We start from the raw sequence: 22,404 nt of genomic DNA, 5'->3' as shown, positions 1-22,404 counted from the left end.
CATTGTTACCTGCTCATCATGTGGCGATGGTCGAATCACCATCTGGGCGGCTGACGGTCGTGCCATGACCATCCACACCACCTCCCGCGGCGCCGCCCGGCTGCGGCTCGCAGCGGTCGTCGTCGCCCCTCTGCTCGCCTTCTCCGTCGCCTGCGGCGACGACGGCGAGGGCGTGCGCGCGGACGGCGGCGAGATCGCTTCCGTACCGCTGGAGCCGAGCCCCGACGCAGCCAGGGGCAAGGGCGAGGGGCAGGGGTCCGCGAAGCCCTCCGCGCAGGGGAAGAGCGCCTTTTACGACGCTCAGATGGAGTACGTCCGGTGCATGCGGACCAAGGGCGGCTCGAAGGACTACCCGGACCCCAAGCTCAGCGGCTACCTGGACTGGGACGCGATCAACGAGATGCCCGACCGGGTCGGCGGCGGCCAGGGCCACAAGGGCGGCAAGGACGGCATCTGCGGCCCGGAGCTGCGCGCGGCGGGCAACCTGGAGCCCCAGCGCGACAAGCAGCAGGACTACGAGTCGTTGATGGCGCACGCCACGTGCATGCGCGACGAGGGCGTCTCCCGGTTCGCCAGCCCGACGCTGTCGGGCGGCGGGGTCATGCCGGGCGGCGAGCCGAACCCCGTGTCCCCGGTGCTCGACGAGAAGTCACCCGTGTACAAGAAGGCCCGCGAGGCGTGCAAGGGCAAGCTGCTCGAAGGTCTGGACGGGATGCAGTAGATGAAGCGCCGTACCGGTTTCCTCATCGGCGGCACGGCGGTGGCCGCCGCACTCGGCGCGGGCGCCCTGGTGTACGACGGCGGGAACGTCGAGGCCGCGGACGGCCGCGGCGACCTGCCGCCGGCCACCGCCACCGTCACCCGGGCCGACCTCGTGCGGTCCACCACCGTGGACGGCACGATCGACTTCGCCCAGCGCCGCGCGGTCAGGTCGGCCGCGCCCGGCACGGTGACGGTCGCGGCGCGGGAGGGCGCGAAGGTCACCCGCGGCCGGGCGCTCTTCGAACTCGACGACAAGCCCGTCACCCTGCTGTACGGGCCGGTGCCCGCCTTCCGCGAGATGAAGGTCGGCGCCCGCGGCAGCGACGTGCTCCAACTGGAGCGCAATCTCGTCGCCCTGGGGTACGGCAGCGGGATCCACGTCGACCCGCGCTACGACGAGGGGACGGCAGCCGCCGTCAAGCGGTGGCAGAAGTCGCTGAACCGCACCCCGTCGGGCACGGTCGGCCACGGGGACGTCGTCTTCCAGCCCGAGGAGGTCACCGTCGTACGGGCCGACGCGGCGCTCGCCGACCGGGTGGGTCCGGAGACGACCGTCCTCACCGTCGCCTCCACCCGGCCCGTGGTCCGCGCGGAGCTGGAGCAGGGCGACGTGTCGCTCACCGCCCCGGGCACCCGGGTCGAGGTGACCTTGCCCAGCGGCGCGCGGGCACGGGGCGGGGTCACGGGGACGGTCCGCCCGCAGGAACCGGGCGGACCGGCCGACGCGCCGGCACAGAACGGCATCACGGTCGAGGTCGCCCTGGACGGCGGCGCGTCCGCGGTCTCCGAGGAGGACGCCAAGGCCACGGTGAGCGTCCGGTTCGTCCGCGAGAGCCGCAAGGGCGTCCTCACGGTCCCGGTGGAGGCGGTCGTCGCGCTGCGCGGCGCGGACGGCGGCTACGGCCTCCAACTCGTCGAGGGCGCCACCTCCCGGATGGTGCGGGTGGAGACGGGGATGACGGCCGACGGCCGCATCGAGGTCAGCGGCGCGCAGCTCGCGGAGGGCCAGGAGGTCGGGGTGGCCGAGGAATGACGACCCCGCACTCCCCGGACGCCGCCCCCGACCCCTCACCCGCGCGCGACGCGCTCCCCGTCGAGACGGTCACCGTGCCCGGAGCCGTCCCCGTCGTCGAACTGCGCGACGTCGGCAAGTCGTACCCGGGCGGCGTGCACGCCCTGCGCGGGGTGAGCCTCACCGTCCACGCGGGCGAACTGGTCGCGATCGTCGGCCCTTCGGGCTCCGGGAAGTCGACCGTGCTCAACGTCGTCGGCACGCTCGACGCGCCCACGACGGGCACCGTGCGGGTGGCCGGGTACGACGTGGCCGATCTGTCCGACGCCCAACTGTCCGCGCTGCGCGCCCGCCACATCGGCTTCGTGTTCCAGCACTTCCACCTGGCGGCGGGCCGCGACGCGGTCGACAACGTCGCGGACGGGCTGCTGTACGCGGGGGTGCCCCGCCGTCGGCGCCGGGCCCGCGCCCGCGCCGCACTGGAGCGGGTACGCCTCGGTCACCGGCTGGGCCACCGGCCCGCGGAGCTGTCCGGCGGGGAGAAGCAGCGGGTGGCCATCGCCCGCGCGCTGGTCGGCGAGCCGGACCTGCTGCTCGCCGACGAGCCGACCGGCGCCCTGGACACGGCGTCCGGCGAGGTCGTCGTGGACCTGCTGCACGAGCTGAACGCGGCGGGCACCACCGTCTGCGTGATCACCCACGACCAGGACGTCGCGGACGCGCTGCCGCGCCGGGTCCGCTTCCGGGACGGCGAGGTCGTCTCCGACTCCCGTACCGGGCAAGCCGGCTCCCGCACCGGGAAGGCGGGTGCGCGATGAACGCCCGCGACCCACACGCCCGCGCCCCGAGGTCACCGCGACTGCGGCCCGCCCGGCTGGCGCCGGCCGACGTGCTGCGCCTGGGGGCGGTCGGGCTGCGCGCCCGGCGCGCCCGCGTCGTGCTGTCCGCGCTCGGCATCGCCATCGGAATCGCGACGATGGTCGCCGTGGTCGGGCTCTCGCACTCCAGCCGGGCGGACCTGATGGCCCGGCTCGACCGGCTGGGCACCAACCTCCTCACCGTCGAGGCGGGCAAGGACGCCGAGGGCAACGAGGCGAAGCTGCCGAAGTCGGCGGTGGCCATGGTCGAGCGCATCGGCCCCGTCCAGCACGCGACGGCCACCGGGGACGTGCCCGCGCAGGTCCGGCGCAGCGACGTGGTGCCCAAGGAGCGGACCGCGGGCGTCAGCGTCCAGGCGGCGCGCACGGACCTCCTGACGGCGCTGAACGCCGAGGTGGCGCAGGGGACGTGGCTGACCGCGGCGAACGAGCGGCTGCCGGTCACGGTCCTCGGCTCGATCGCGGCCCGGCGCCTGGGCGTCACCGCGCCGGGCGAGAAGGTGGTGATGAACGACGAGTACGTGGTCGTCGTCGGCGTGCTCGAACCCGTGGAACTGGTGCCCGTCCTGGACCGGGTGGCGCTGGTCGGCTTCCCCGCTGCGGAGGAGTACCTGGGTTTCGACGGGCATCCGTCGATGCTCTTCGAGCGCTCCCCGGACGCCACGGTCGAGGACGTGCGCACCGTCCTGCCCCGTACGGTCAACCCCGGTGACGCGGGTTCCGTCAAGGTGTCGCGGCCCTCCGACGCGCTCGCGGCGAAGGCCGCCACCGACGAGGGCCTCACCGCGCTGATGCTGGGCCTGGGCGCGGTGGCGCTGTTGGTCGGCGGGGTCGGCGTGGCCAACACCATGGTGATCTCGGTGTTGGAGCGCCGGGCGGAGATCGGTCTCCGGCGGGCGATCGGGGCCACCAGGGGCGCGATCCGCGTCCAGTTCCTCACGGAGTCCCTCCTGCTGTCGGCCATCGGCGGCGCGGGCGGCGCGGTCCTCGGTGCGGCGGCCACGTTCGGCTTCGCCCTGGCGCAGGGCTGGACCCCGGTGGTGCCGGTGTGGTCCTTGGCGGGCGGCTTCGCGGCGACGCTGGTCATCGGCGTGCTGGCGGGGCTGTATCCGGCGGTGCGGGCGTCGCGGCTGCGGCCCGCGGTCGCCCTCAGCGCGACGTGACCTGCTGGCCGGTGGATCCGTCCGCCGGCCGGTCGTCGTCCGGTACGGCGGACAGCGGTCTGGCGACGTCCTCCAGGGCGCGGCCTTCTGCGGCCACGGCGAAGAAGGCGGCGACGAGTCCGGAGGCGACCATGAGGGCCGCGCCGATGCCGAAGGCGAGCACGGCGTCGGAGACGACGCCGCTCTCCGTCAGCCCGGCGAAGACCAGCGGCCCGGTGATGCCGCCGGCCGCGGTGCCGATGGCGTAGAAGAAGGCGATGGACATCGCCCGGGTCTCCATCGGGAAGACCTCGCTGACGGTCAGATACGCCGAACTGGCGCCGGCCGATGCGAAGAAGAGCACCACGCACCAGCACAGGGACATCGTGACGGCGTTCAGCACGCCGGCGCCGAACAGGGCGGCGGTGCCGAAGAGGGCGGCGGTGCCGAAGAGCAGCAGTCCGGAGAGCAGGTACGTGCCGGCGATCATCGGCCGTCTGCCCCAGGTGTCGAAGAGGTGGCCGAGCAGCAGCGGGCCGAGGAAGTTGCCGAGGGCGATGACGGCGAAGTAGTAGCCGGTGCTGCCGCTCGGCACGTCGAAGAAGCGCACCAGGATGGAGCCGAAGCCGAAGGTGATGGCGTTGTAGAGGAACGCCTGGCCGATGAAGAGGGCGAAGCCGAGGACGGCGCGCCGGGGGTAGCGGCGGAAGACCGTGCGGGCGATCTCGCCGAAGCCGATGGTGCCGCGCTGGTGGATCGTCATCGTCGCGGTGGCGCGGGGCACCGGGCGTCCGCGTTCCCGTTCGATCCTGTACTCGACGTCGTCGACGAGCAGTTCGGCGTCCGGGGCGCGGCCGTGGATCAGCATCCACCGGGGGCTCTCGGGCACGTTGCGGCGGACCAGCAGGATCACCAGGCCGAGGACGACGCCGAGGCCGAAGGCGAGGCGCCAGCCGACGTCCGCGGGGAAGAGCGCGGTGTTGAGCGCGACGACGGACAGCAGCGCGCCGCCCATGGCGCCGAGCCAGTAGCTGCCGTTGATGATGAGGTCCACCCGGCCGCGGTACTTGCTGGGGATCAGTTCGTCGATGGCGGAGTTGATGGCGGCGTACTCGCCGCCGATGCCGAAGCCGGTCAGGAAGCGGAAGAGGAAGAACCACCAGGCGGAGAAGGAGAGCGCGGTCATCGCGGTGGCCGCGAGGTAGACCGCGAGGGTGACGAGGAAGAGCTTCTTGCGGCCGTAGCGGTCGGTGAGCCGGGCGAAGAACAGCGCGCCCGTGCAGGCGCCCGCCACGTACAGGGCCGCCGCGACCCCGGTGACCTGGGCGTCGGTGATCGTCAGCCCGCTGCCGCCCTCGGAGATCCGACTGGCGATGGACCCGACGACCGTCACCTCCAGGCCGTCGAGGATCCACACGGTGCCGAGGCCGACGACGATCATCCAGTGCCACCGCGACCACGGCAGCCGGTCGAGGCGTGCGGGCACCGCCGTGGTGACGGTGCCCGTCGCGTCGTGTGCCTGCCGGGCCATCGCCGCGCCTTTCGTCCTGGCGCCGGCCGTCCGCGAGCCGCGGGCCGGCCGTCGCGCCGATCAGCCGTACCACGTACCCCACTGGGGCAAACCCCCGCACCGGCATGCGGCCCACACCTTTGGGACGCCTCCATGGCTGGCGAGTGCCGCTGCCTCGGCAGCGCAGTAGCACCGCGATGGGTGTGCACTGATGGCGTCTGCGGCCCGGTGGTGGGCTTGTCGCGCAGTTCCTCCCCCTGTGCCCTGCGGGCACGGGGGCACCCCCACCTACGCCCAGAGGGCGTGGGGGGGGACCCCAGCGCCACCTGTCTCACTACCCCCGTCATTCGCCTGCGGGCCGGGGTGAAGGTTCTTAGGGGCGCGGGGAACTGCGCGAACAGCCACAGACGGGCCGCAGACGCCATGACCGCACACGCACCACGGCGCCCCGCGCGCCAGTCAAGGCGCGGCACTGACGCACGGGCCACGCGGGGCCTTGCGGACAGGGCCTGGAGCGCAGGTTATCGGCCAGAGATCCGGAAGCGCTTGACTTCAAGTCAAGTTGAGGTTGCACGCTGGGATCATGACGCAGACGACGACGGCGCACAGCCGCTCCACCACCCCTGCCGGCTTCGACGACCTCGGGCGGCTGATGTCCCTGATGACCGGGGACGAGAAGCACGGTCCCGCTGCCACCTCCACCCTCGACGCGCTGTGGGTGCTCTACGACCGGGTGCTGCGGGTCTCCCCCGCCACCGCCGACGCCCCCGACCGGGACCGCTTCCTGCTCTCCAAGGGGCACGGTCCGATGGCGTACTACGCCGTGCTCGCCGCCAAGGGCTTCTTCCCCGAGGCGCTGCTGCCGAGCTTCGGCGGGTACGACTCCCCGCTCGGGCACCACCCGGACCGGGTGCTGGTGCCCGGCGCGGAGATCGGCAGCGGCTCCCTCGGGCACGGGCTGCCGCTCGGCGTGGGCACGGCCCTCGGGCTGCGGGCCCAGGGGCGCACCGACTCCCGGGTGTGGGTGCTGATCGGGGACGCCGAGTTGGACGAGGGCAGCAACCACGAGGCCATCGCCTACGCAGGACCCGCCGGGCTCACCGCGCTGCACGCCCTGGTCATCGACAACCGTTCGGCCACGCACGGTTGGCCCGGCGGCATCGCGTCCCGCTTCGAGGCCGCGGGGTGGTCCGCGACGACCGTGGACGGCCGCGACCACGAAGCCCTGTACGCCGCGTACACCCAGCCCCACCCCGGGCGTCCGCACGCGGTGGTCGCCGTGGTCGACCCCAAGGAGGACATCGGCGAACCCAAGGCCGCCTGAGCCTCCGCTGGCATCCACCGAACGACCCGACCCGATCTGATCTGAGGAACTTCCGCCATGGACACCATGCGTGACCGCTTCATCTCCACCACCTCCCGGCTGCTCGACGAGGACCCGCGCCTCGCCGTCGTCCTCGCGGACATCAGCGCCGACGGCTTCGAGCCGGCCCGACGGGCCCACCCGGACCGGGTCGTCAACGTGGGCATCCGCGAACAGCTGTTGGTCGGCGTCGGCGGCGGTCTGGCGCTCGCCGGCCTGCGGCCCGTCGTGCACACCTTCGCCAGCTTCCTCGTGGAGCGCCCCTTCGAGCAGGTCAAGTTGGACCTCGGCCACCAGGACGCCGGGGCCGTGCTGGTGAGCGCCGGCGGCTCGTACGACTGGCCGGCCGGCGGCTTCACCCACATGTCACCGGGCGACGTGGCCCTGTTGGACACGCTGGACGGCTGGACGATCCACGTGCCGGGCCACCCGGACGAGGCGGAGGCGCTGTTGCGCACCGCGGTCCGGGGCGACGACCGGGTGTACGTGCGCCTCTCGCTGCAGGAGAACGAGCAGCCGCTGCCCGTCACCGGCGGGGAGTTCCTCACCCTGCGCGAGGGCCGCTCCGGCGTCGTGGTCGCGGTGGGCCCGATGCTGGACGCGGTGACCGAGGCGGTGGCGGATCTCGACGTGACCGTGCTGTACGCCACGACCGTGCGCCCCTTCGACAGCGCAGCGCTGCGGCGGGCGGTCGAAGGGGCCGCCGCCGACGTGGTGATCGTCGAGCCGTATCTCGCCGGCACCTCCACCGCCGCCGCGAACGACGCCCTGGCCCACGTGCCCCACCGGGTCCTGGGACTCGGGGTGGGACGCAAGGAGCTGCGCCGCTACGGGCAGATGGCGGAGCACCTCGCGGCCCACCGGCTGGACGCGGCCTCCCTGCGCGAGGACGTCACCCGCTTCCTCGGGCCCGGCGCGCGCTGACGTGGTCCACCGGGCGCCCGGGGCGCCGTCACGCCCACAGCAGCACGGCGCCGAGCAGCAGCAGGTTGCACACCCCCTGGGCCGCGGCGCAGGCCAGCGCCGACCCGGTGACGGCGCGGCAGATGCCCAGGGCGAGGCCCATGAAGAAGACCGACGGCAGGACGCCGCAGACCACCTTCACGTTCAGCGGGTTCAGTCCGTAGTCGCCGAGGTGGACCGCCGCCCAGCCGGCGGCGGTGGTGACGATGGCGACGTGGGTGTTCCAGCGCTCCTCGACGGCGCGGAAGAGGACTCCGCGGTAGCAGACCTCCTCGACGAGGGGGACGAGGACGCCCATGGCGAGCACCATGGCCACCGCGTCCGCCCAGGGCGCCCCGGGGACGAGCCCGTCGAAGATCCTCGGCACCCACGAGGTCCAGTTGTCGTCCGCGGTGCCGAAGACGGCGCGGTTGGCGAGGAACGCCTCCGCGTAGACGAGGGCCACCACCACGGTGCAGACGACGAGTGCGCCGGTGCGGTCGCTGCGGCGCACGCCCATGGTGGGCCAGCGCTCCCGGCCCACCACGAGCAGGGCTGTGGCGCTCAGCGCCACAGAGAGCGCCATCAGCACGAAGCTGAAGGCGCCGGCGACCCGGACCGCGGCGAGCAGGGCGAAGAGGACGACCGCGGTGGTGAGGAGGTCGGCTTCGGTGCGCCGGTGCAGCCGGGTGAGCGGTCCGGGCCGCCGGGTCGGCGGCGCGGGGCGTCGCGTGGTCACGGTTGCTCACCCCGCTCCGGCGCGCCGCGGGGTGCGGCGCCGCAGGGTGGGGAACCACCAGTTGTAGCGCCGTAGCAGCAGCAGGGTGGCGGGCACGAACAGGATCCGGATGACGGTGGCGTCCAGGAGCACCGCGGTGCCGAGCCCGGCTCCGTACTGTTGCAGCATCAGGGTGGAGGACAGCGCCATCGTGCCGAGGCTGCCGGCCATCACGAGGCCGGCGGCGTTGATGACCCGGCCGGTGTCCACGACGGCGGCCAAGGTGGCCTCGTCCTGTGGATGTCCCTTGCGGATCAGATCGCGGACCCGGGTGACGAGGAAGATCTCGTAGTCCATGCCGAGCCCCATCATCAGCACGGTCAGGAAGATCGGCAGGTCGTCGATGACGACCTCCCCGCGCAGGTGGTGGAAGATCAGCACGGTGATGCCGATGGCCCACACGTTGCTCAGCATGATGGTGGCGATCAGCCGCAGCGGGACGAGCAGGGACCGCAGGGTCAGTGCGAGCATGACGAAGACGCCGATGCTGACCAGGGCGACCATCTGCCAGAAGCTGGTGCGCAGCGCCGCCCCGTACTGGAGGTCCACCTGGGTGGCTCCGCCGATCGTCAGCTTTCCGACGTCCCCGCCGGCGGCGCGCAGCGCGTCGTCGATCCGGTCGACCGTGTCGGCCGCCGCGGACGAGTAGGGGTCGTCCGCCAGCACGACGACGAAGCGCAGGGTGCCGTCGCGGGCGACGTGGTCGCCGAGGAAGGCCCGGTCCTGTCGCTGTTGGGCGGCGTCCCAGGGGCGGCCGAAGGGCTGGGTGGCGGAGTCGACGCCGGCGACCCCCTCGACGGCGGCGATGCGTTCGGTCAGCCGTGCCACGGCGTTGCGTCCCTCGTCGGTGAGTTGTCCGTCGCGCACCACCCCGTCCGCGGCTTCGCCCACGACGGTGGTGGGCAGCACCGCGCTGTCGCCCCAGGCGGAGGCGAGGGCTTCGTACCCCGTGCGGGAGTCGGTCACCGGGCTCAGCTTCACCGGGTCGGACGTCGAGCGGTTGCCGGCGGCCAGCAGGGCGAAGGGCACCGTGGCGGCGAGGAAGACCAGGACGACGGCGACTTTGCGGCGGCGGGCGAACTCGGCCGTGCGCCGCAGGTGCCGGCCCATGGCCCCCTGTCGCTCCAGGTCGGACAGCGGGGCGCGGCCCAGGGCGAAGAAGCGGTCGCCGAGCAGCACCAGCAGGCAGGGGGTGAGGGTGAGGGCGGCGGCGAACACGATGGGGATGCCGACGAGTCCGCCGTAGCCCAGCGGGGGGATCCAGTCGACCGGTGACAGCAGGGTCGCGCCGAAGGCGAGCACCACGGCGCCGGCGGCGAGCAGCATGCTCTCGCCGGCGTGGACGGTGGCGTGCAGCGTGGCGTCCCTGGGAGACCGGCCGGCGAGGCGTTCCTGACGGTAGCGGGAGGACAGCAGCATGCTGTAGTCGACGCCGGCGCCCAGCATCACGAACTGCATGATGGTCATCGTGAACTGGGTGAGCGTCACCTGGTGGGAGAGGCCGAAGAGCGCGGCTTCGCTGACGCTCATCGACAGGCCCACCACCGCCAGGGTGAGCACGGCGGGCACGAGGGCGCGGAAGAAGAACAGCAGGACGACGAAGATGATGCCGTACGCCACCGTCTCCATCAGCACGGTGTCCGACTCGGCCTTGTCGTAGGTGTCGTGGATGAGGGCGAGTTCACCGGTGACGTGGACCTTCGCCGCGGCGTCCGCGCCGTCCGCTTCGGCTGCGGCCAGTGCGCCGCGGGCGGCCTTGCGCAGCCAGTCGACGTCCGGGTCTCGATCGCCCTCGACGGGATGGGCGACGGACACCACGGCGGTCCTGCCGTCCTTCGCGATCAGACGGTCCACCGCGTCGGCGGGCACCGGGAGGGGGAAGTCGCGCCAGTCGGCGGCGATGGCGGCGCTGCGGGCGACGTCTGCCACCCGCCCCTCGTCGCCGGCCGCGGCGGTCTCACGCGCGGCGGGTACGAGGGCGGGCGGAACCGCGCCGCGGCGGGTCAGGGCGTCGACCGCGGCGGCGCGTTCGGCGGCCGTCGCGGTCGCGCCACCGGCCTGCTGCCACAGCCGGGTGAGGAACTGCTCGGTGGCGTCACGGAACACGGTGTACGCGGACGAGGTGGCGGCGATGTCGCCGTCGCGCCGTCGGGCGTCGAGCTCTTCGTCGAGGTCGGCGAGGGCCGCCTTCAGCTGCGGGGCGTGGACGTCGGGTGCGGTGAGCACCACGTTGAGTTCGCGCTCGGAGCGCTGTGGGAAGGAGCGTTTGGTCAGCTCGTCTACGCGGGCGCTGCTGGTGCCGGGGACCACTTTGGACGCGCCCTGGTCGGTGAGTTGGGACGTCAACTGCCCGCCGATGGGCATGCACACCGCGATGAGCACGGCCCACAGCAGGATCACGGTCTTGGGGCGGGCGATGAGCCGGCGGGCGAAGGCGTGCAGTGCGCGGTGCACCCGGCCGCCGTCGGGCGGGGAGCCGTCCGCGGCCGGCCCCGCCGGCGGCGCGGGCCGGGTGACAGGGGGGTTCGTCATCCGACGCCGACCTCCTCGCCGCGGGCGTCGGGCCGGCCCTGACGGGGTGCTGCGGGCTTGTGCCCGGTGACGGTGACGAAGGTGTGCTCGATGTCGAGTCGGCCCTCCCGGCGCAGCAGGTCGGCGAGGCCGTCTTCGACCCGGCTCAGGACGAGTTGTTCCCGGCCCCGGTCCACGGCGGTCTTGAAGCCGGCCGCCGCGCCCGAGCGCTGGACCCACTCCAGGACGGCCGCCGGGGTGTGCGCGGGGATGACCTGGCTGCCGTCGCGTTGGACGTCGACGGTCAGCCCGGCCTTGGTGAACCAGCGCGCCACCACGGCCGCGTCCTTCGGCAGGGCCACCCGGATCAACCCGGTGAGCAGGGAGGGGTCGTCGGCGAAGACCTTCTCCAGTCGGCTGGTCAGGGCTTGGTGGGCGTCCGCCCTGGTCTCGATCACCATGACGTGGCCGCCCGGCCGCAGGACGCGTTCCACCTGGGCGAGGAGCCGGGCCGGTTTGGCGTAGCAGATGGCCCAGCCGACGACGACCACGTCGGCGCTGCCGCTCGGCAGGCCGCGGACGAAGCCCTCCATGTCGCCGTCGGACATCTCCACGTGCAGCCCGGGCGACGCCTCGACGAGCGGCAGGACCTTGCGCCGGGCCACCTCCAGCATGCCGAGCGACTTGTCGACCGCCAGCACGGCGCCGTGGCCGTCGAGTCTGCGGACGATCTCGGCCGTCAGGTGGCCGGTGCCGCAGGCCAGTTCGACCACCGTGTCACCGGGCGCGACGGGGACCTCGTCGAGCGCGGCGGTGGAGTGGCCGCCCATCACGGGGCTGAAGTACGTGTCGTAGTCGGAGCTGGCGGCGTCGTAGTCGGCGGTCGGGTCGGCGTGCGACCGACTGAGGGTCAGGCGCAGTGCGCGGGCGGCCAGACCTAAGCGGGACATGAGGACTCCTCGGTGCGGAAGGGTGTGCGGGAAGGGGGGCACTACGGGGTTCATGGCGGGGGCGGTGTGGTGCGGTGGGCGTGGGAGGTCGCGGCCAGCCGCAACAGTGCGCAGGCGCAGGCGAGCGCGCTGGCGACGGCCCGGGTCTCCGGCAGTCGCCACAGGCCCAGGGCGCAGCCGACGCCCACCGCGGCGGTCAGCCACAGGGCCGGGTACGCGGCGCCCGTCCGGCTGGGGTCCGCACCGGCGGGGCCCCGGGCGTCGACGCCGAGTACCCCGGTGACGAAGCCGGTGGCCACCGCGGTGACCAGGAGCGGAACGAGGGCGGCGGCGCCTGCGTCGACGGGGACGGCGACGGCGATGCTCAGGGCGAGCAGTGCGGCGGCCACCGCCGTGCCGCGGCCGTCCGGTGTGCGGGCGCCCCGGCACCTCGCCGTCGCCCGGGCCAGGGCCAGGCCCGCGGCGAGGGCGAGTGCGGCGCCGGGCAGCAGGATTGCTACGCCGCCGAGGGCGCCGGGCTCCTGCGACGCCGCCGCACCGCACGCGCCGGTGCCCAGACCGGCGGCGATCAGTGCCGGTACGTGGCCGCGGGCGCGGGTACGGCTCGGGGCCGGGGTGCCGTTCACGCGACGTCGGGGCCGCGACCGTGCTGCTCCGCCGAGGTGAGCAGCGGCTTCTGTGCTGCGCAGACCTCGACGACCCGGTCGAGTTGGTCGAGGGTGTGCGACGCCATGTAGCTGGTGCGCAGCCGTGGTTCGGCGGCGGGCGGCAGGACCGGATTGACGTACACGCCGTCGTCGTACATGCGCTGCCAGGCGGTGAGGGTCTGCGGCGTCCCCGGCGCGGGCAGCGCGACGATCGGCGTGCTGCTGGGGACGGTGCGCACGCCGGCTTCGGCCAGTCCGCGCCGTACGTGGGCGGCGTTGGACTGCACGGTGGTGGCCAGGTGGGGCTGGGCCCGCAGGATGCGCAGGGCGGCGAGCGCCGCCGCGGTGTTGGGCGGCGTGGTCGATGCGCTGAACATCAGGCTGCGGGCGTGGTGTCTGAGGTAGTGGATGGCCTCTTCGCTGCCGGCGACGGCGCCGCCGAGGGAGGCGAGGGACTTGCTGAAGGTGACGGTGATCAGGTCGACCTCGTCGGTGAGGCCGAAGTGCGCGGCCGTGCCGCGGCCCTCGGCGAGGACGCCGAGGCCGTGGGCGTCGTCGAGCAGGAGGCGGGCGCCGTAGGCCGAGCACGTCTTCACGAGGGCCGGCAGGTCGCACACGTCGCCCTCCATGGAGTAGACGCCGTCCACGACGACGAGCCGTCCGGCGTCGTCGGGCACGCGCTCCAGGGCCCGGCCCAGTGCGTCGGCGTCGTTGTGCGGGAACCAGCGGATCTTGGCGCCGCTCAGACGGGCGCCGTCGAGCAGCGATGCGTGCGCGCTGCGGTCCAGGAAGACGTGGTCGCGGGGGGTGAGGACGGAGCCGAGTACGCCGAGGTTCGTCTGGTAGCCGGTGGACATGACGAGTGCGGCGGGCTTGTCGAGGTAGTCGGCCAACTCCGCCTCCAACTCCTCGTGTAACTCGGTGTTGCCGTTGAGGAACCGCGAACCGGTCCGGGAGGTGCCGTACTTCTCCAGGGCCAAGCGCGCCGCGGCCAGCACCTCCGGGTGGCCGGTGAGTCCGAGGTAGTTGTTGGACCCGCACATGATCAGGGTCCGGTCGCCGCGACGGACGGCGGGGCCTTCTTTTCCCTCCAGGGGCAGGAAGAAGGGATAGCGGTCGGCCGCCATGAGGTCCCGGGCCATGGTGAAGGCGGAGAAACGCGAGTAGAGGTCCGCGGGATTACCCCGCTTGGACAATGCAGATATCGCACTCATTACCTTTGTTCCTTGATCGATCGATCAATGATGAACGTGCCGGGTGGGCTCGGTGTGCAGCCGGCCGCACACCGAGAGGCGGGGCAGTGGCATGGTTGTGCGCACACCAAATGGAGGCACGCGAAATGCCCGTGTACGTACGGGCCCATGGAATACGCGCGACAGCCAGGGGGCCAACGCCGGTGTCCCCTTGTCGCGCGTAGGTGATCGCCCGCTCTCCGGGCGGCGTCTGCTAGGCGGAGTTTCCGATCATTCTATCCCCCGTTGGTTCCGCGATGCTGGCAGTAAGCCAGTGACGATGCCTGAAAGTACCCTTGCTGGACGAAAAGTGTCAACGTCGACTTGCGTAAAGCACTTTGACTCACCTGGAATTAATGAATCCGGTTGATCGCAGACACCTTCCCGATCACGTCCGGACTCATCTGACGACATGGTAGGCTTTCGCGACCGTCCAGACGGTCGGGAATGCTGAAAAAGTCAAGAAGGAGCAGGTGGAAGCGTGCGCGACCGGATCCTCGACGCGGTGGAACGACTGCTGGTGAAGGGCGGCGTCGACGCGGTCCGCCTCGACGCCGCGGCGGCCGAGGCCGGTGTGAGCAAGGGCGGGCTGCTGCACCACTTCCCGTCCAAACTCGCCCTGGTCCAAGGCGTCGTCCGACGGCTGGTGGCCCGCTTCGAGGCGGTCCTGCCCGGCCCCGACGCACCCCCGGGCGCCTTCACCCGTGCCTGGTTGGACGCCTCGATCCCGCTGGTGGCCCCCGACGGGGAAGAAGCTCCGCAGTCCGCGGTGCCGGTCGCCCTCCTCGCGGCGGCGGGCGGCCCGGAAGTCCTCGACGTGCTCCGGGAGCGCTACGCCCACTGGCAGGAGCGGCTCGACGCGGACGGACTGCCGCCGGGGGTCAGCTCCCTGGTGCGGATGGCGGTCGACGGCTGGTGGACCGCGCGCCTGTTGGGGCTCGCCACGCCCCGGGGCGTGGACCACGAGCGGCTGCGCGCGCTCGTCGACGAACTGATCGCGCCGCGGCACCCGGACGGCGCGTGATGGGGTACTTACTGGTCGCGGCGGCGATCGTCGCGGAGGTGGCGGCCACGCTCGGTCTGCGCGCCTCCCACGGACTGACCAGGCTCGCCCCCAGCGCCTTGGTCGTGGTGGGGTACGGGACCGCCTTCGTCCTGCTCGCCCAGGCGCTCAAGTCCCTCAACGTCGGGCCGGTGTACGCGATCTGGTCGGGCGTCGGCACGGTCGGCGCCTTCCTCGGCGGCCTCCTGCTCTTCGACGAGGAAGTGCGCCTCGCCACCGTCGTCGGGGTGGCGCTGGTCGTCATCGGCGTGGCCGTGATGTACCTGGGCGGAGGGCTGGAGCACTGATGGCGACGACCCCCCGCGGCCTGCGCGCCGTCAAGACCGCGATGCTGGTGACCGACGTCGGATTCCTGCTGTACTGGTCGGTCGCGCTGCTCAACCTCATTCCGCCGGAGCACGCCTACAAGGACTACCGCGATCCGGTGATGAGCGACTGGAACTACTCGTTCCTCCCCCTGGACGTGGCCGCGAGCGTGACCGGGCTCGCCTCGCTGTACCTGGCCGGCAGCGCCCGACGCCGCCACGACCTCCACCTCCCCCTGATGCTGCTCTCCCTGGCGCTGACCAGCGCCGCCGGGCTCCAGGCCGTGTCCTTCTGGGCCCTGCGCGACGACTGGTCCCTCGCCTGGTGGATCCCGAACTTCCTGCTGTTCGCGTTCCCCGTCCCCGCGATCGTCTACGTACTGCGCGGGCCGTCTGCGCAGCGCGCACCGACGCACAGCTCCGCGTCGAGGGAGGATTCGACAGCGACGACCGCCCGCCCTTGACCGTCCGTCGCCTCCTGTGACGGGTCGCCCTGTTCGGCCGGGTCGTCCGTGACCGGGACGGCCCGGAGGAAGACCGCGGCGAGCACGGCCGCGCCGACCAGCCCGATCGCGCTGAGCACCGCAGCCGTGCGCAGCCCGTCGGCGACGGCGAGCCGCGCCGCCTCGCGCAGCGCCGCCCCCACCCCTTCCGGTAGCCGCTCGGCGACGGCCAGGGCGCCGCCCGCCGTCTCCTTCGCCTCCCGCAGCGCCGAGGCGTCGAGGGACGCCGGCGCCGTCTGGTCCAACCGGCCCTGGTAGACGGCCATGGAGACGCTGCCGAGGAAGGCCATGCCTGCGGCCAGCCCCAACTCGGCTCCGCTCTGGGAGATCCCGGAGGCGAGGCCCGCGCGTTCGGGCGGTGCGGAGCCCACGATGGCGTTGGTGGTGAGCGCGAGCGTCGGGGTCACTCCGGTGTAGACGACGGTGAAGGCGGCAACGGTCCAGGCGAGGCTCGCTTCGGTTGCCGTGGCGGCGACGACCACTGCAGCCGCGCCTGCCGTCGCGAGGCCGCAGGCGATCACCGCGGCCGGCCGCACCCGCCGGACCGCGGCGGGCACCAGCAGCGTCGCGGCGATGCCGCAGAGGACGGACGGCAGGGTCCACAGCCCCGCTTGGAGCGGTGTGAGTCCGATCGCGACCTGGAGGTACTGCATCACCAGCAGTTGGGAGCCGGCCATCGCGCACACCGCGAGGGTCTGGGTGCCGAGCGCCGCGCTGAACGCGGGCAGTCGGAACAGCGTCAGGTCCACCAGCGGCTCGGCCGACCGCCGTTGGCGGCGCAGGAAGACCGCGCCCACCAGCAGGCCGCCGACCACCCAGGCCAGGACCTCAAGGCCGGGGCCCGCGCTGGCGAGCCGCTTCGCCCCGTACACCACCGACAACACGGCCACCAGCGACAGCAGGGCGCTCGTCAGGTCGAACCTACCGGCCCTCGCCCCGCGCTGCTCGGGCAGCAGCAGCGGGCCGGTGACCAGCAGCAGGAGCATCACCGGCACACCGATCAAGAAGACCGAGCCCCACCAGAAGCGTTGCAGCATCGCCCCGCCCACCAGGGGGCCGATCGCCTCGCCCGCGGTGAAGCAGGTCATCCAGATCGCGAAGGCGAAGGTGCGTTGCGCCGGGTCGCGGAACATGGTGGTCAACAGCGCCAGAGTGGACGGCATCACGGTCGCGCCCGCCGCCCCGAGCAACGCCCTGGCCAGGATCAGCAGTTCGGCGCTGGTGGCGAAGGCGGCCAGCACGGACGCGAAGGCGAACGCCGCTGAGCCCACGAGCAGCAGCCGTCGACGGCCGATCCGGTCCCCCAGGGTGCCCATCGTCATCAGGAAGCCGGCGACGAGGAATCCGTAGACATCCAAGATCCACAGCAACTGCCCGCCGGTGGGGCCGAGGTCGGCGCTGAGGCTGGGGGCGGCGACGTGCAGCACGGTGAGGTCCATGGCCAGGACCGTCGTCGGCAGCGCCAACACCCCGAGGCCCAGCCACTCCCGTCGTCCGGCCCGGGCGGGCGGATCGCTTTTCATCAGGGTCATTCTTCGACCATTCCTCACTGAAAAGGAGCGGGAACGGGAAGGGCGGCGCCCGAGCCAACGGGTGACGCACTCCCGCGAAAGGCGCAGCAATAGCCCTTCTTGCGACGTCGAGTGTAAAGCACATGACGGTCGATTAATTCCCTGGAGGAGTAGCGAAAAGTACGCCCTGAGGTGCGAAGACGCAAAGGTGGAGCCAGGTGTGGAAAGGTCACCGAAGTCACCGGGAGGCGCCCAAGTGCGGAAGGAGGAGCCATCCGACCGAATGGCTCCTCCCTTTCGCGCTTTTTCCGTCTCACTTCGGCAGGGTCAGCGCAATTCCTGGTTGATTGCCGAAGCCTGGGTCACCCGGAGAAATGCGTGGGCGAACATGGCGAGGGTGATGTGGCGGTACCAGGCCCGCCATTTCCGCACCGCGTAGCGGTCGAGACCCGCCTCGCGGCGCGCGGAGGCGAAGTGGGACCGTACGGTCGACTCCTGGGCCGCGACCGCGACGAGTTCGTCGAGTCCGGTGCCGGCCGGTGCGTAGCACTGGTACGACCCGCCGCCCGTGCGGCCGATGCGCCACCGCACGAAGCCGTCGGCGGTCGGCTCCTTCGTCACCGGCGGCCCGCTCATGAGGCTGGCCAGCGCATAGGGCGTCCGGCTGGCCTCCAGCGCCGCGCGGAAGGCGGCGCTGTCCCCGTAGTACGGGGTGTCGGCGACCACCCAGCGGGCCGGCGCCCCGGCGTCGAGCGCGCGTTCCACCATGGCGAGGGCGAGGTCTTCGCGGGAGGTCCCCGCCGTCTCGGGGATGCCCGCCCGCTTGCGGTGCACCGGGTCGTCGGCCCGCTGCGGCGGTACGAGCAGTTCCCGGTCGATGGCGCAGCTGACCCCGCGCGGGTCCACGTGCAGGAGGAAGAGCCCGATCTGGTAGTTGTCCATCCGGCCGGACGCCGCGGAGTACTGTCGGGCGACGCCCGCCGAGTCGTGCCCCTTCTTCAGGAAGGCGTCCTCCGCGATGACGAGGACGGACTCGTCGGAGCCCATGCACGCCAGGACCATGTCCCGGGTCCGGTCCCGGACCCGGTCCTCGCTCCACCGGGCCGTGGTGAGCAGCCGGTTGCGCCCGTCGTCCGCCCCTGCGGCGGTCCGCTGCGGGTCCGGCGGGGTGAGCAGCCCCTGGAGGTAGTCCTGGGCGTGTCGGCGCGGCTCGGCCCGGGTGAACTGGTCGTCCAGCCACTCGAAGAAGTAGCTGAGCGGGCCCGGCGCTCCGCTTTCGACGGGGTTCTCCCACATGATTCCTCGGCCTTCCGGGGGTCGATGAACTCGCCACCGGTCGGCCCCGGCAGGACGATCGCATCCGTCGACCCTATGCTGCCGGCGCTCGCACCCCCGGCGGTCGCACCTCCGGCAGTCACGCCTCCCGGCGGTCAGGCCGGGAGCGAGCGCAGCGCCTTGGCCAGGTGCGGGCCGATGACGGCGAGGGCGTCCGGTTCCATCATCCGCAGGTGCTCGGCGGCCACCGGCACGACCGTGAGGTCCCCCTCGACGTGGGGGCGCCAGCGGTGCGCCATGCCGGGCCCTTGGTCGCCCTCTGCCGAGGCGAAGACCGTGAGGGCGCCGTCGTACGGATGGGTCGCCGATGCCGCGTCCAGCAGCCGGATGTTGTTCCGGGTCACCTCCAGCAGCCGCGCCTCGACCTGTTCCCCCCTCCCCCCGGGGCCCTGCCACGCGTGCCGGCCGTCGAGCGCCACCGCGCGGACGTCGCGGGGGTCGGCCGCCGTCTCCTCGTGGCCGCTGCCGACGGGCCACGCGTCGATCGCCGCGAGCAGCGCCACCCGGTGGCCGAGGGCGCGCAGCCGCAGGGCGAGGGAGTGCGCCACGGTGCCGCCGAAGGACCAGCCCGTCAGGAGGTAGGGGCCCTGCGGCTGCTCGTCGGTGATCTGCCGGCAGTAGTCGGCGACGAGTTCCCCGTAGCTCCGGGCGAGCGGGGCCGCGCCGTCGAGCCCGCGGGCCTGGAGGGCGAGCACGGGGTGTTGACGGGGGACGTACGGCAGCAGCCCCGTGTAGCTCCAGCCCACCCCGCTGCCCGGGTGGACGCACCACAGCGGCGCGCCGTCGCCCTCCCTCAGCCGCAGCAGCGGGGCGAACGCCGCCGGTGCCGCCTCGTGGTCCCGCAGCAGCGCGGCGACCGTCGGCCGCAGGAAGACCTGCTGGACGGAGACGTGGACGCCGGCCGCGTCCCGGGCCCGTTGGACCAGTCGGGGGACGAGCAGTGAGTGTCCGCCCAGTTCGAAGAAGTTGTCGTCGACGCCGACGCGGTCCGCGGCCACCTCCAGCACCTCGGCGAAGACCGCGCGCAGCGCCGACTGCGCCGACGTCAGGGGGGCGGCCGGGCCGCTGCCCGCGTCCGTCGCGGCGGGCGACGCCGGCGGCGCGGGCAGGGCCGCTCGGTCGAGTTTTCCGCTGCGGGTCATCGGCAGCGCGTCCAGCGCCACCACCGCAGCGGGCACCATGGGCTCCGGCAGGGTGTCGGCCAGCGCCCGTCGGACGCGGGCGGGGTCGATCGGCTCCGCGCCGTTCGCGGGCACCACGTAGGCCAGCAGTCGACGGTCGTCGGCGGAGCGCTCCTGGACGACGACCGCGCACCGGGCGACCTCGGGCAGGGCGCCCAACGCGGTCTCCACTTCGCCCAGTTCGATCCGGTGGCCGCGGATCTTGACCTGGTCGTCGACCCGGCCGACGTACTCCAGTGCGCCGTCGGGCAGCCGGCGGGCGAGGTCGCCGGTGCGGTACAGCCGTGAGCCGGCCGGGCCGAAGGGGTCGGCGACGAAGCGTTCCGCGGTGAGCGCGGGGCGCCCCAGGTAGCCGCGGGCCAGCCCCCACCCGGCCACGTACAACTCCCCCACCGCGCCCGGCGGCAGCAGTCCGAGGGCGGCGTCGAGGAGATACAGCCGCATGCCGTCGAGGGGTCGGCCGATGGGCACCGGGCCGGGCGGGGTGGGGTCGCCGGGCGCGATCCGGTGGTCCGTGCAGTTGACCGTGGTCTCGGTCGGGCCGTACAGGTTGTGGACCGCCACGTCGGGGTGGCGCCGGCGCCAGCGCTCCAGCACCGGGCCGTTGAGCGCCTCGCCGCCGAGCATCAGCGTGTGGCTGGGGTGGGCGGCCCGCGGCAGGGTGTTCATGAGTTCCAGGTGGCTGGGGGTCACGTCCATCTGGGTGGGTGGCGTCCGCTGCTCGGCGACCGGCCCCGCCCCGGCGTCGACGCGCACCCGTCCGCCGCTGACCAGCGGTGGGTAGAGCCCGGTGACCGCGGCGTCGAAGGAGATCGACGCGGTCAGCAGGCTCACCCCCGCGGCGCTCGGATAGCGCGCGCGACAGTCCCGCACGTAGGCGGCCAGTGAGTGGTGGGTGATCACGACACCCTTGGGGCGGCCGGTGGAGCCGGAGGTGTAGATGACGTACGCGGGGTGGGCCGGCCGCAGCACCCGCACCCGGTCGGCGTCCGCCACCGGGGCCGACTCCCCCTGTGCGCCGGCGTCGACCTCCATCACCGGGCAGCCGGGGGCGGTGCCGGGCGCGCACCCCGGCTCGGTCAGCAGCAGTCGGGGGGCCGCGTCCTCGATCATGTGGGCGATGCGCCGCTCGGGGTGCTTCGGATCAAGCGGTACGTAGGCAGCGCCCGACGTCACCACCGCCAGCAGCGCCACCACCAGGTCGAGCCCGGGCCGCAGCAGGACGGCCACCCGGTCCTCGGGGCCGACGCCCCTTTCGATCAGCGCCCGGGCGAGCCGGTTCGACCGGGCCGCCAGCCCTCCGTAGGTGAGCCGGTCCGCCGCGCACTCCACCGCGACGGCCCCGGGGGTGCGCGCCGCCTGCGCCGCGAACAGCTCCGGCAGCAGGTCCCCGTCGACGGCCGGCGACGAACCGCCGGCGCTCAGCTCCGCCCGCTCCTCGGGGGTGAGCAGCTCCACCCGGCCGATCCGCAGGTCCGGTTCGGCGGTCACGGTCGTCAGCAGCCGTAGGTACCGTTCGGCCAGGAGCGCGACGGAGCCGTGGTCGAACAGGTCGCTGGCGTAGTCCACCGCGCCTTCCAGTCCGGCGGCGGCCACCTGTTGCCCGGTGCGCAACTCGGTGAGGTGGACGGCGATGTCCACCTTGGCGCCCTGTCCCCTCAGCGGCACCACGGACGCGTCGAGGCCGGGCAGCGCGGGCACCGCGTGCACGTCCTCCACCAGGCTGAGCGCCACTTGGAAGAGCGGGTTCCAGGAGGCGGAGCGGACCGGGCGCACCTCTTCCACCAGCCGGTCGAAGGGCAGGTCCTGGTGGGCGTACGCGGACAGGCCGCGCTCGCGCACCCGGGCCAGCAGCTCCCGGAAGGTGGGGTCCCCGCCGGTGTCGGTGCGCAGCACCAGGGTGTTGACGAACATGCCGACGAGGTCGTCCAGGCCCTCGTCGGTGCGGCCGGCGACGTCCGCGCCGATGGGGATGTCGGTGCCGGTGCCGAGCCGGGTGAGCAGTGCGGCCAGGGCCGCCTGGAGGACCATGTGGAGGGTGGCGCGCTCGCTGCGGGCCAGCTCCAGCGCGGCCCGGTGGAGTTCGGGGCCGATGGACAGGGGCACGGAGCCGCCGCGGTAGGAGGCGACGGCGGGCCGCGGCCGGTCGGTGGGGAGCGGCAGGCATTCGGGGAGCCCGGCCAGGGCGTCGCGCCAGTAGGCCAGTTGCTCGCTGACGAGGCTGTCGGGGTCGCGGTCGCTGCCGAGGAGTTCTCGTTGCCACAGGGTGTAGTCGACGTACTGCACCGGCAGCGGCTGCCAGTCGGGGGCGCAGCCGCTGGTGCGGGCGCGGTACGCGTCGGCGAGGTCGCGCAGCAGCGGGGCCAGTGACCAGCCGTCGGCCGCGATGTGGTGCACCAGGACGAGCAGTACGTGGTCCCGCTCGCCGAGCACAAACAGGTCGGTGTGCAGGGGTGGTTCACGGGTGAGGTCGAAGGGGTGGCGCACCGCGGCGTCCAGGGCAGCCGCCAGCTCCGCCTCGCGCACGGTGCGGACCCGCAGCGGCGGGCTCGCGCCCCCGGCGTCGAGCACCACCTGCCGCGGTACGCCGTCGGGGGCGGGGAACACGGTCCGCAGGCTCTCGTGCCGTGCGACCAGGTCGGCGAAGGAGGCTTGCAGGGCGGCCCGGTCCAGGGCGCCGCGCAGCCGGTAGGGCAGGGCGATGCGGTAGCCGGTACCGCCGTCGAGTCCGTCGAGGAAGAGGGTGCGGGCCTGGGCGTACGAGAGGGGGATCACGGCG

Annotated in this window: 18 protein-coding genes; 9 read left to right on the top strand and 9 right to left on the bottom strand. The window is 73.2% G+C overall.

The annotated features are described in order from the left end of the window. Positions 1–64: 64 nt before the first annotated feature. Genes ABZ842_RS19070 through ABZ842_RS19055 form a run of 4 tightly spaced genes read left to right on the top strand, consistent with a single transcriptional unit; the run spans position 65 to position 3,815 of the window. Positions 65–721: a hypothetical protein gene (locus ABZ842_RS19070; protein WP_361537875.1), complete on the top strand. Its 657-nt coding sequence runs from the start codon at positions 65–67 to the stop codon at positions 719–721. Further along, positions 722–1,795 carry a peptidoglycan-binding protein gene (locus ABZ842_RS19065; protein WP_361537874.1) on the top strand — a complete coding sequence of 358 codons (1,074 nt, stop codon included), beginning with the start codon at positions 722–724 and terminating at the stop codon, positions 1,793–1,795. Further along, positions 1,792–2,592 (top strand): ABC transporter ATP-binding protein, encoded by an 801-nt coding sequence (locus ABZ842_RS19060; RefSeq protein WP_361537873.1) that lies wholly within the window; start codon positions 1,792–1,794, stop codon positions 2,590–2,592. The genes ABZ842_RS19065 and ABZ842_RS19060 overlap by 4 nt, the downstream gene beginning before the upstream one ends. Beyond that, the gene (locus ABZ842_RS19055; protein WP_361537872.1) at positions 2,589–3,815 is read left to right on the top strand and encodes an ABC transporter permease; all 1,227 of its coding nucleotides are present in this window, start codon (positions 2,589–2,591) and stop codon (positions 3,813–3,815) included. The genes ABZ842_RS19060 and ABZ842_RS19055 overlap by 4 nt, the downstream gene beginning before the upstream one ends. On the opposite strand, the gene ABZ842_RS19050 is transcribed toward ABZ842_RS19055, so the two are convergent. Beyond that, entirely contained in the window at positions 3,802–5,325 is a 1,524-nt protein-coding gene (locus tag ABZ842_RS19050; protein ID WP_361537871.1) for an MFS transporter, read from the bottom strand. The genes ABZ842_RS19055 and ABZ842_RS19050 overlap by 14 nt on opposite strands. 562 nt (positions 5,326–5,887) lie before the next feature. Between ABZ842_RS19050 and ABZ842_RS19045 the strand changes: the two genes are divergently transcribed. Beyond that, positions 5,888–6,628 carry a transketolase gene (locus ABZ842_RS19045; protein WP_361537870.1) on the top strand — a complete coding sequence of 247 codons (741 nt, stop codon included), beginning with the start codon at positions 5,888–5,890 and terminating at the stop codon, positions 6,626–6,628. Positions 6,629–6,685: 57 nt separating this feature from the next. Next, positions 6,686–7,591 carry a transketolase gene (locus tag ABZ842_RS19040; RefSeq protein ID WP_361537869.1) on the top strand — a complete coding sequence of 302 codons (906 nt, stop codon included), beginning with the start codon at positions 6,686–6,688 and terminating at the stop codon, positions 7,589–7,591. Positions 7,592–7,619: 28 nt separating this feature from the next. Here the strand turns inward: ABZ842_RS19040 and ABZ842_RS19035 are convergent, their stop codons facing one another. From ABZ842_RS19035 to ABZ842_RS19015, 5 genes are read right to left on the bottom strand one after another with little or no spacing between them, the layout of a single operon-like run. Beyond that, on the bottom strand, positions 7,620–8,348 hold the full coding sequence (locus ABZ842_RS19035) for a CPBP family intramembrane glutamic endopeptidase (protein ID WP_361537868.1): 729 nt from the start codon (positions 8,346–8,348) through the stop codon (positions 7,620–7,622). 6 nt (positions 8,349–8,354) lie between these two features. Beyond that, positions 8,355–10,919 (bottom strand): MMPL family transporter, encoded by a 2,565-nt coding sequence (locus tag ABZ842_RS19030; RefSeq protein WP_361537867.1) that lies wholly within the window; start codon positions 10,917–10,919, stop codon positions 8,355–8,357. After that, positions 10,916–11,848, bottom strand: a complete 933-nt coding sequence (locus ABZ842_RS19025; protein ID WP_361537866.1) for a methyltransferase domain-containing protein — start codon at positions 11,846–11,848, stop codon at positions 10,916–10,918. The genes ABZ842_RS19030 and ABZ842_RS19025 overlap by 4 nt, the downstream gene beginning before the upstream one ends. Before the next feature lie 50 nt (positions 11,849–11,898). Continuing rightward, positions 11,899–12,474: a hypothetical protein gene (locus ABZ842_RS19020; RefSeq protein WP_361537865.1), complete on the bottom strand. Its 576-nt coding sequence runs from the start codon at positions 12,472–12,474 to the stop codon at positions 11,899–11,901. Further along, positions 12,471–13,709, bottom strand: coding sequence for an aminotransferase class I/II-fold pyridoxal phosphate-dependent enzyme (locus tag ABZ842_RS19015; protein WP_361537864.1), 1,239 nt, complete (start codon positions 13,707–13,709; stop codon positions 12,471–12,473). Before ABZ842_RS19015 ends, ABZ842_RS19020 begins: the two co-directional genes overlap by 4 nt. A gap of 499 nt (positions 13,710–14,208) precedes the next feature. Between ABZ842_RS19015 and ABZ842_RS19010 the strand changes: the two genes are divergently transcribed. Genes ABZ842_RS19010 through ABZ842_RS19000 form a run of 3 tightly spaced genes read left to right on the top strand, consistent with a single transcriptional unit; the run spans position 14,209 to position 15,559 of the window. Continuing rightward, on the top strand, positions 14,209–14,751 hold the full coding sequence (locus ABZ842_RS19010; RefSeq protein ID WP_361537863.1) for a TetR/AcrR family transcriptional regulator: 543 nt from the start codon (positions 14,209–14,211) through the stop codon (positions 14,749–14,751). Then, positions 14,751–15,077, top strand: a complete 327-nt coding sequence (locus ABZ842_RS19005; RefSeq protein WP_361537862.1) for a multidrug efflux SMR transporter — start codon at positions 14,751–14,753, stop codon at positions 15,075–15,077. Before ABZ842_RS19010 ends, ABZ842_RS19005 begins: the two co-directional genes overlap by 1 nt. Beyond that, positions 15,077–15,559 (top strand): DUF5360 family protein, encoded by a 483-nt coding sequence (locus tag ABZ842_RS19000; protein WP_361537861.1) that lies wholly within the window; start codon positions 15,077–15,079, stop codon positions 15,557–15,559. The genes ABZ842_RS19005 and ABZ842_RS19000 overlap by 1 nt, the downstream gene beginning before the upstream one ends. Here ABZ842_RS19000 and ABZ842_RS18995 read toward each other — a convergent pair. The 3 genes from ABZ842_RS18995 to ABZ842_RS18985 form a co-directional block, all read right to left on the bottom strand. After that, positions 15,469–17,130, bottom strand: coding sequence for an MFS transporter (locus ABZ842_RS18995; RefSeq protein WP_361537860.1), 1,662 nt, complete (start codon positions 17,128–17,130; stop codon positions 15,469–15,471). The two genes, ABZ842_RS19000 and ABZ842_RS18995, sit on opposite strands and share 91 nt — an antisense overlap. A 306-nt stretch (positions 17,131–17,436) precedes the next feature. After that, positions 17,437–18,405: a transposase gene (locus tag ABZ842_RS18990; RefSeq protein WP_361537859.1), complete on the bottom strand. Its 969-nt coding sequence runs from the start codon at positions 18,403–18,405 to the stop codon at positions 17,437–17,439. A 134-nt stretch (positions 18,406–18,539) separates the two neighbouring features. Continuing rightward, positions 18,540–22,400 (bottom strand): amino acid adenylation domain-containing protein, encoded by a 3,861-nt coding sequence (locus ABZ842_RS18985; protein ID WP_361537858.1) that lies wholly within the window; start codon positions 22,398–22,400, stop codon positions 18,540–18,542. Between the last annotated feature and the right edge of the window lie 4 nt (positions 22,401–22,404).

It is taken from the genome of Streptomyces sp. NPDC047315, assembly GCF_040643215.1.
Lineage (GTDB): Bacteria > Actinomycetota > Actinomycetes > Streptomycetales > Streptomycetaceae > Streptomyces.
This window is presented reverse-complemented; position numbering and strand designations above follow the sequence as displayed.

Excerpts from the sequence above, each read along its gene's own strand:
- ABZ842_RS19070 (WP_361537875.1), top strand. The coding sequence starts at position 65 with ATGACCATCCACACCACCTCCCGCGGCGCCGCCCGGCTGCGGCTCGCA.
- ABZ842_RS19065 (WP_361537874.1), top strand. The coding sequence starts at position 722 with ATGAAGCGCCGTACCGGTTTCCTCATCGGCGGCACGGCGGTGGCCGCC.
- ABZ842_RS19060 (WP_361537873.1), top strand. The coding sequence starts at position 1,792 with ATGACGACCCCGCACTCCCCGGACGCCGCCCCCGACCCCTCACCCGCG.
- ABZ842_RS19055 (WP_361537872.1), top strand. The coding sequence starts at position 2,589 with ATGAACGCCCGCGACCCACACGCCCGCGCCCCGAGGTCACCGCGACTG.
- ABZ842_RS19050 (WP_361537871.1), bottom strand. The coding sequence starts at position 5,325 with ATGGCCCGGCAGGCACACGACGCGACGGGCACCGTCACCACGGCGGTG.
- ABZ842_RS19045 (WP_361537870.1), top strand. The coding sequence starts at position 5,888 with ATGACGCAGACGACGACGGCGCACAGCCGCTCCACCACCCCTGCCGGC.
- ABZ842_RS19040 (WP_361537869.1), top strand. The coding sequence starts at position 6,686 with ATGGACACCATGCGTGACCGCTTCATCTCCACCACCTCCCGGCTGCTC.
- ABZ842_RS19030 (WP_361537867.1), bottom strand. The coding sequence starts at position 10,919 with ATGACGAACCCCCCTGTCACCCGGCCCGCGCCGCCGGCGGGGCCGGCC.
- ABZ842_RS19025 (WP_361537866.1), bottom strand. The coding sequence starts at position 11,848 with ATGTCCCGCTTAGGTCTGGCCGCCCGCGCACTGCGCCTGACCCTCAGT.
- ABZ842_RS19015 (WP_361537864.1), bottom strand. The coding sequence starts at position 13,709 with ATGAGTGCGATATCTGCATTGTCCAAGCGGGGTAATCCCGCGGACCTC.
- ABZ842_RS19005 (WP_361537862.1), top strand. The coding sequence starts at position 14,751 with ATGGGGTACTTACTGGTCGCGGCGGCGATCGTCGCGGAGGTGGCGGCC.
- ABZ842_RS19000 (WP_361537861.1), top strand. The coding sequence starts at position 15,077 with ATGGCGACGACCCCCCGCGGCCTGCGCGCCGTCAAGACCGCGATGCTG.
- ABZ842_RS18995 (WP_361537860.1), bottom strand. The coding sequence starts at position 17,130 with ATGACCCTGATGAAAAGCGATCCGCCCGCCCGGGCCGGACGACGGGAG.
- ABZ842_RS18990 (WP_361537859.1), bottom strand. The coding sequence starts at position 18,405 with ATGTGGGAGAACCCCGTCGAAAGCGGAGCGCCGGGCCCGCTCAGCTAC.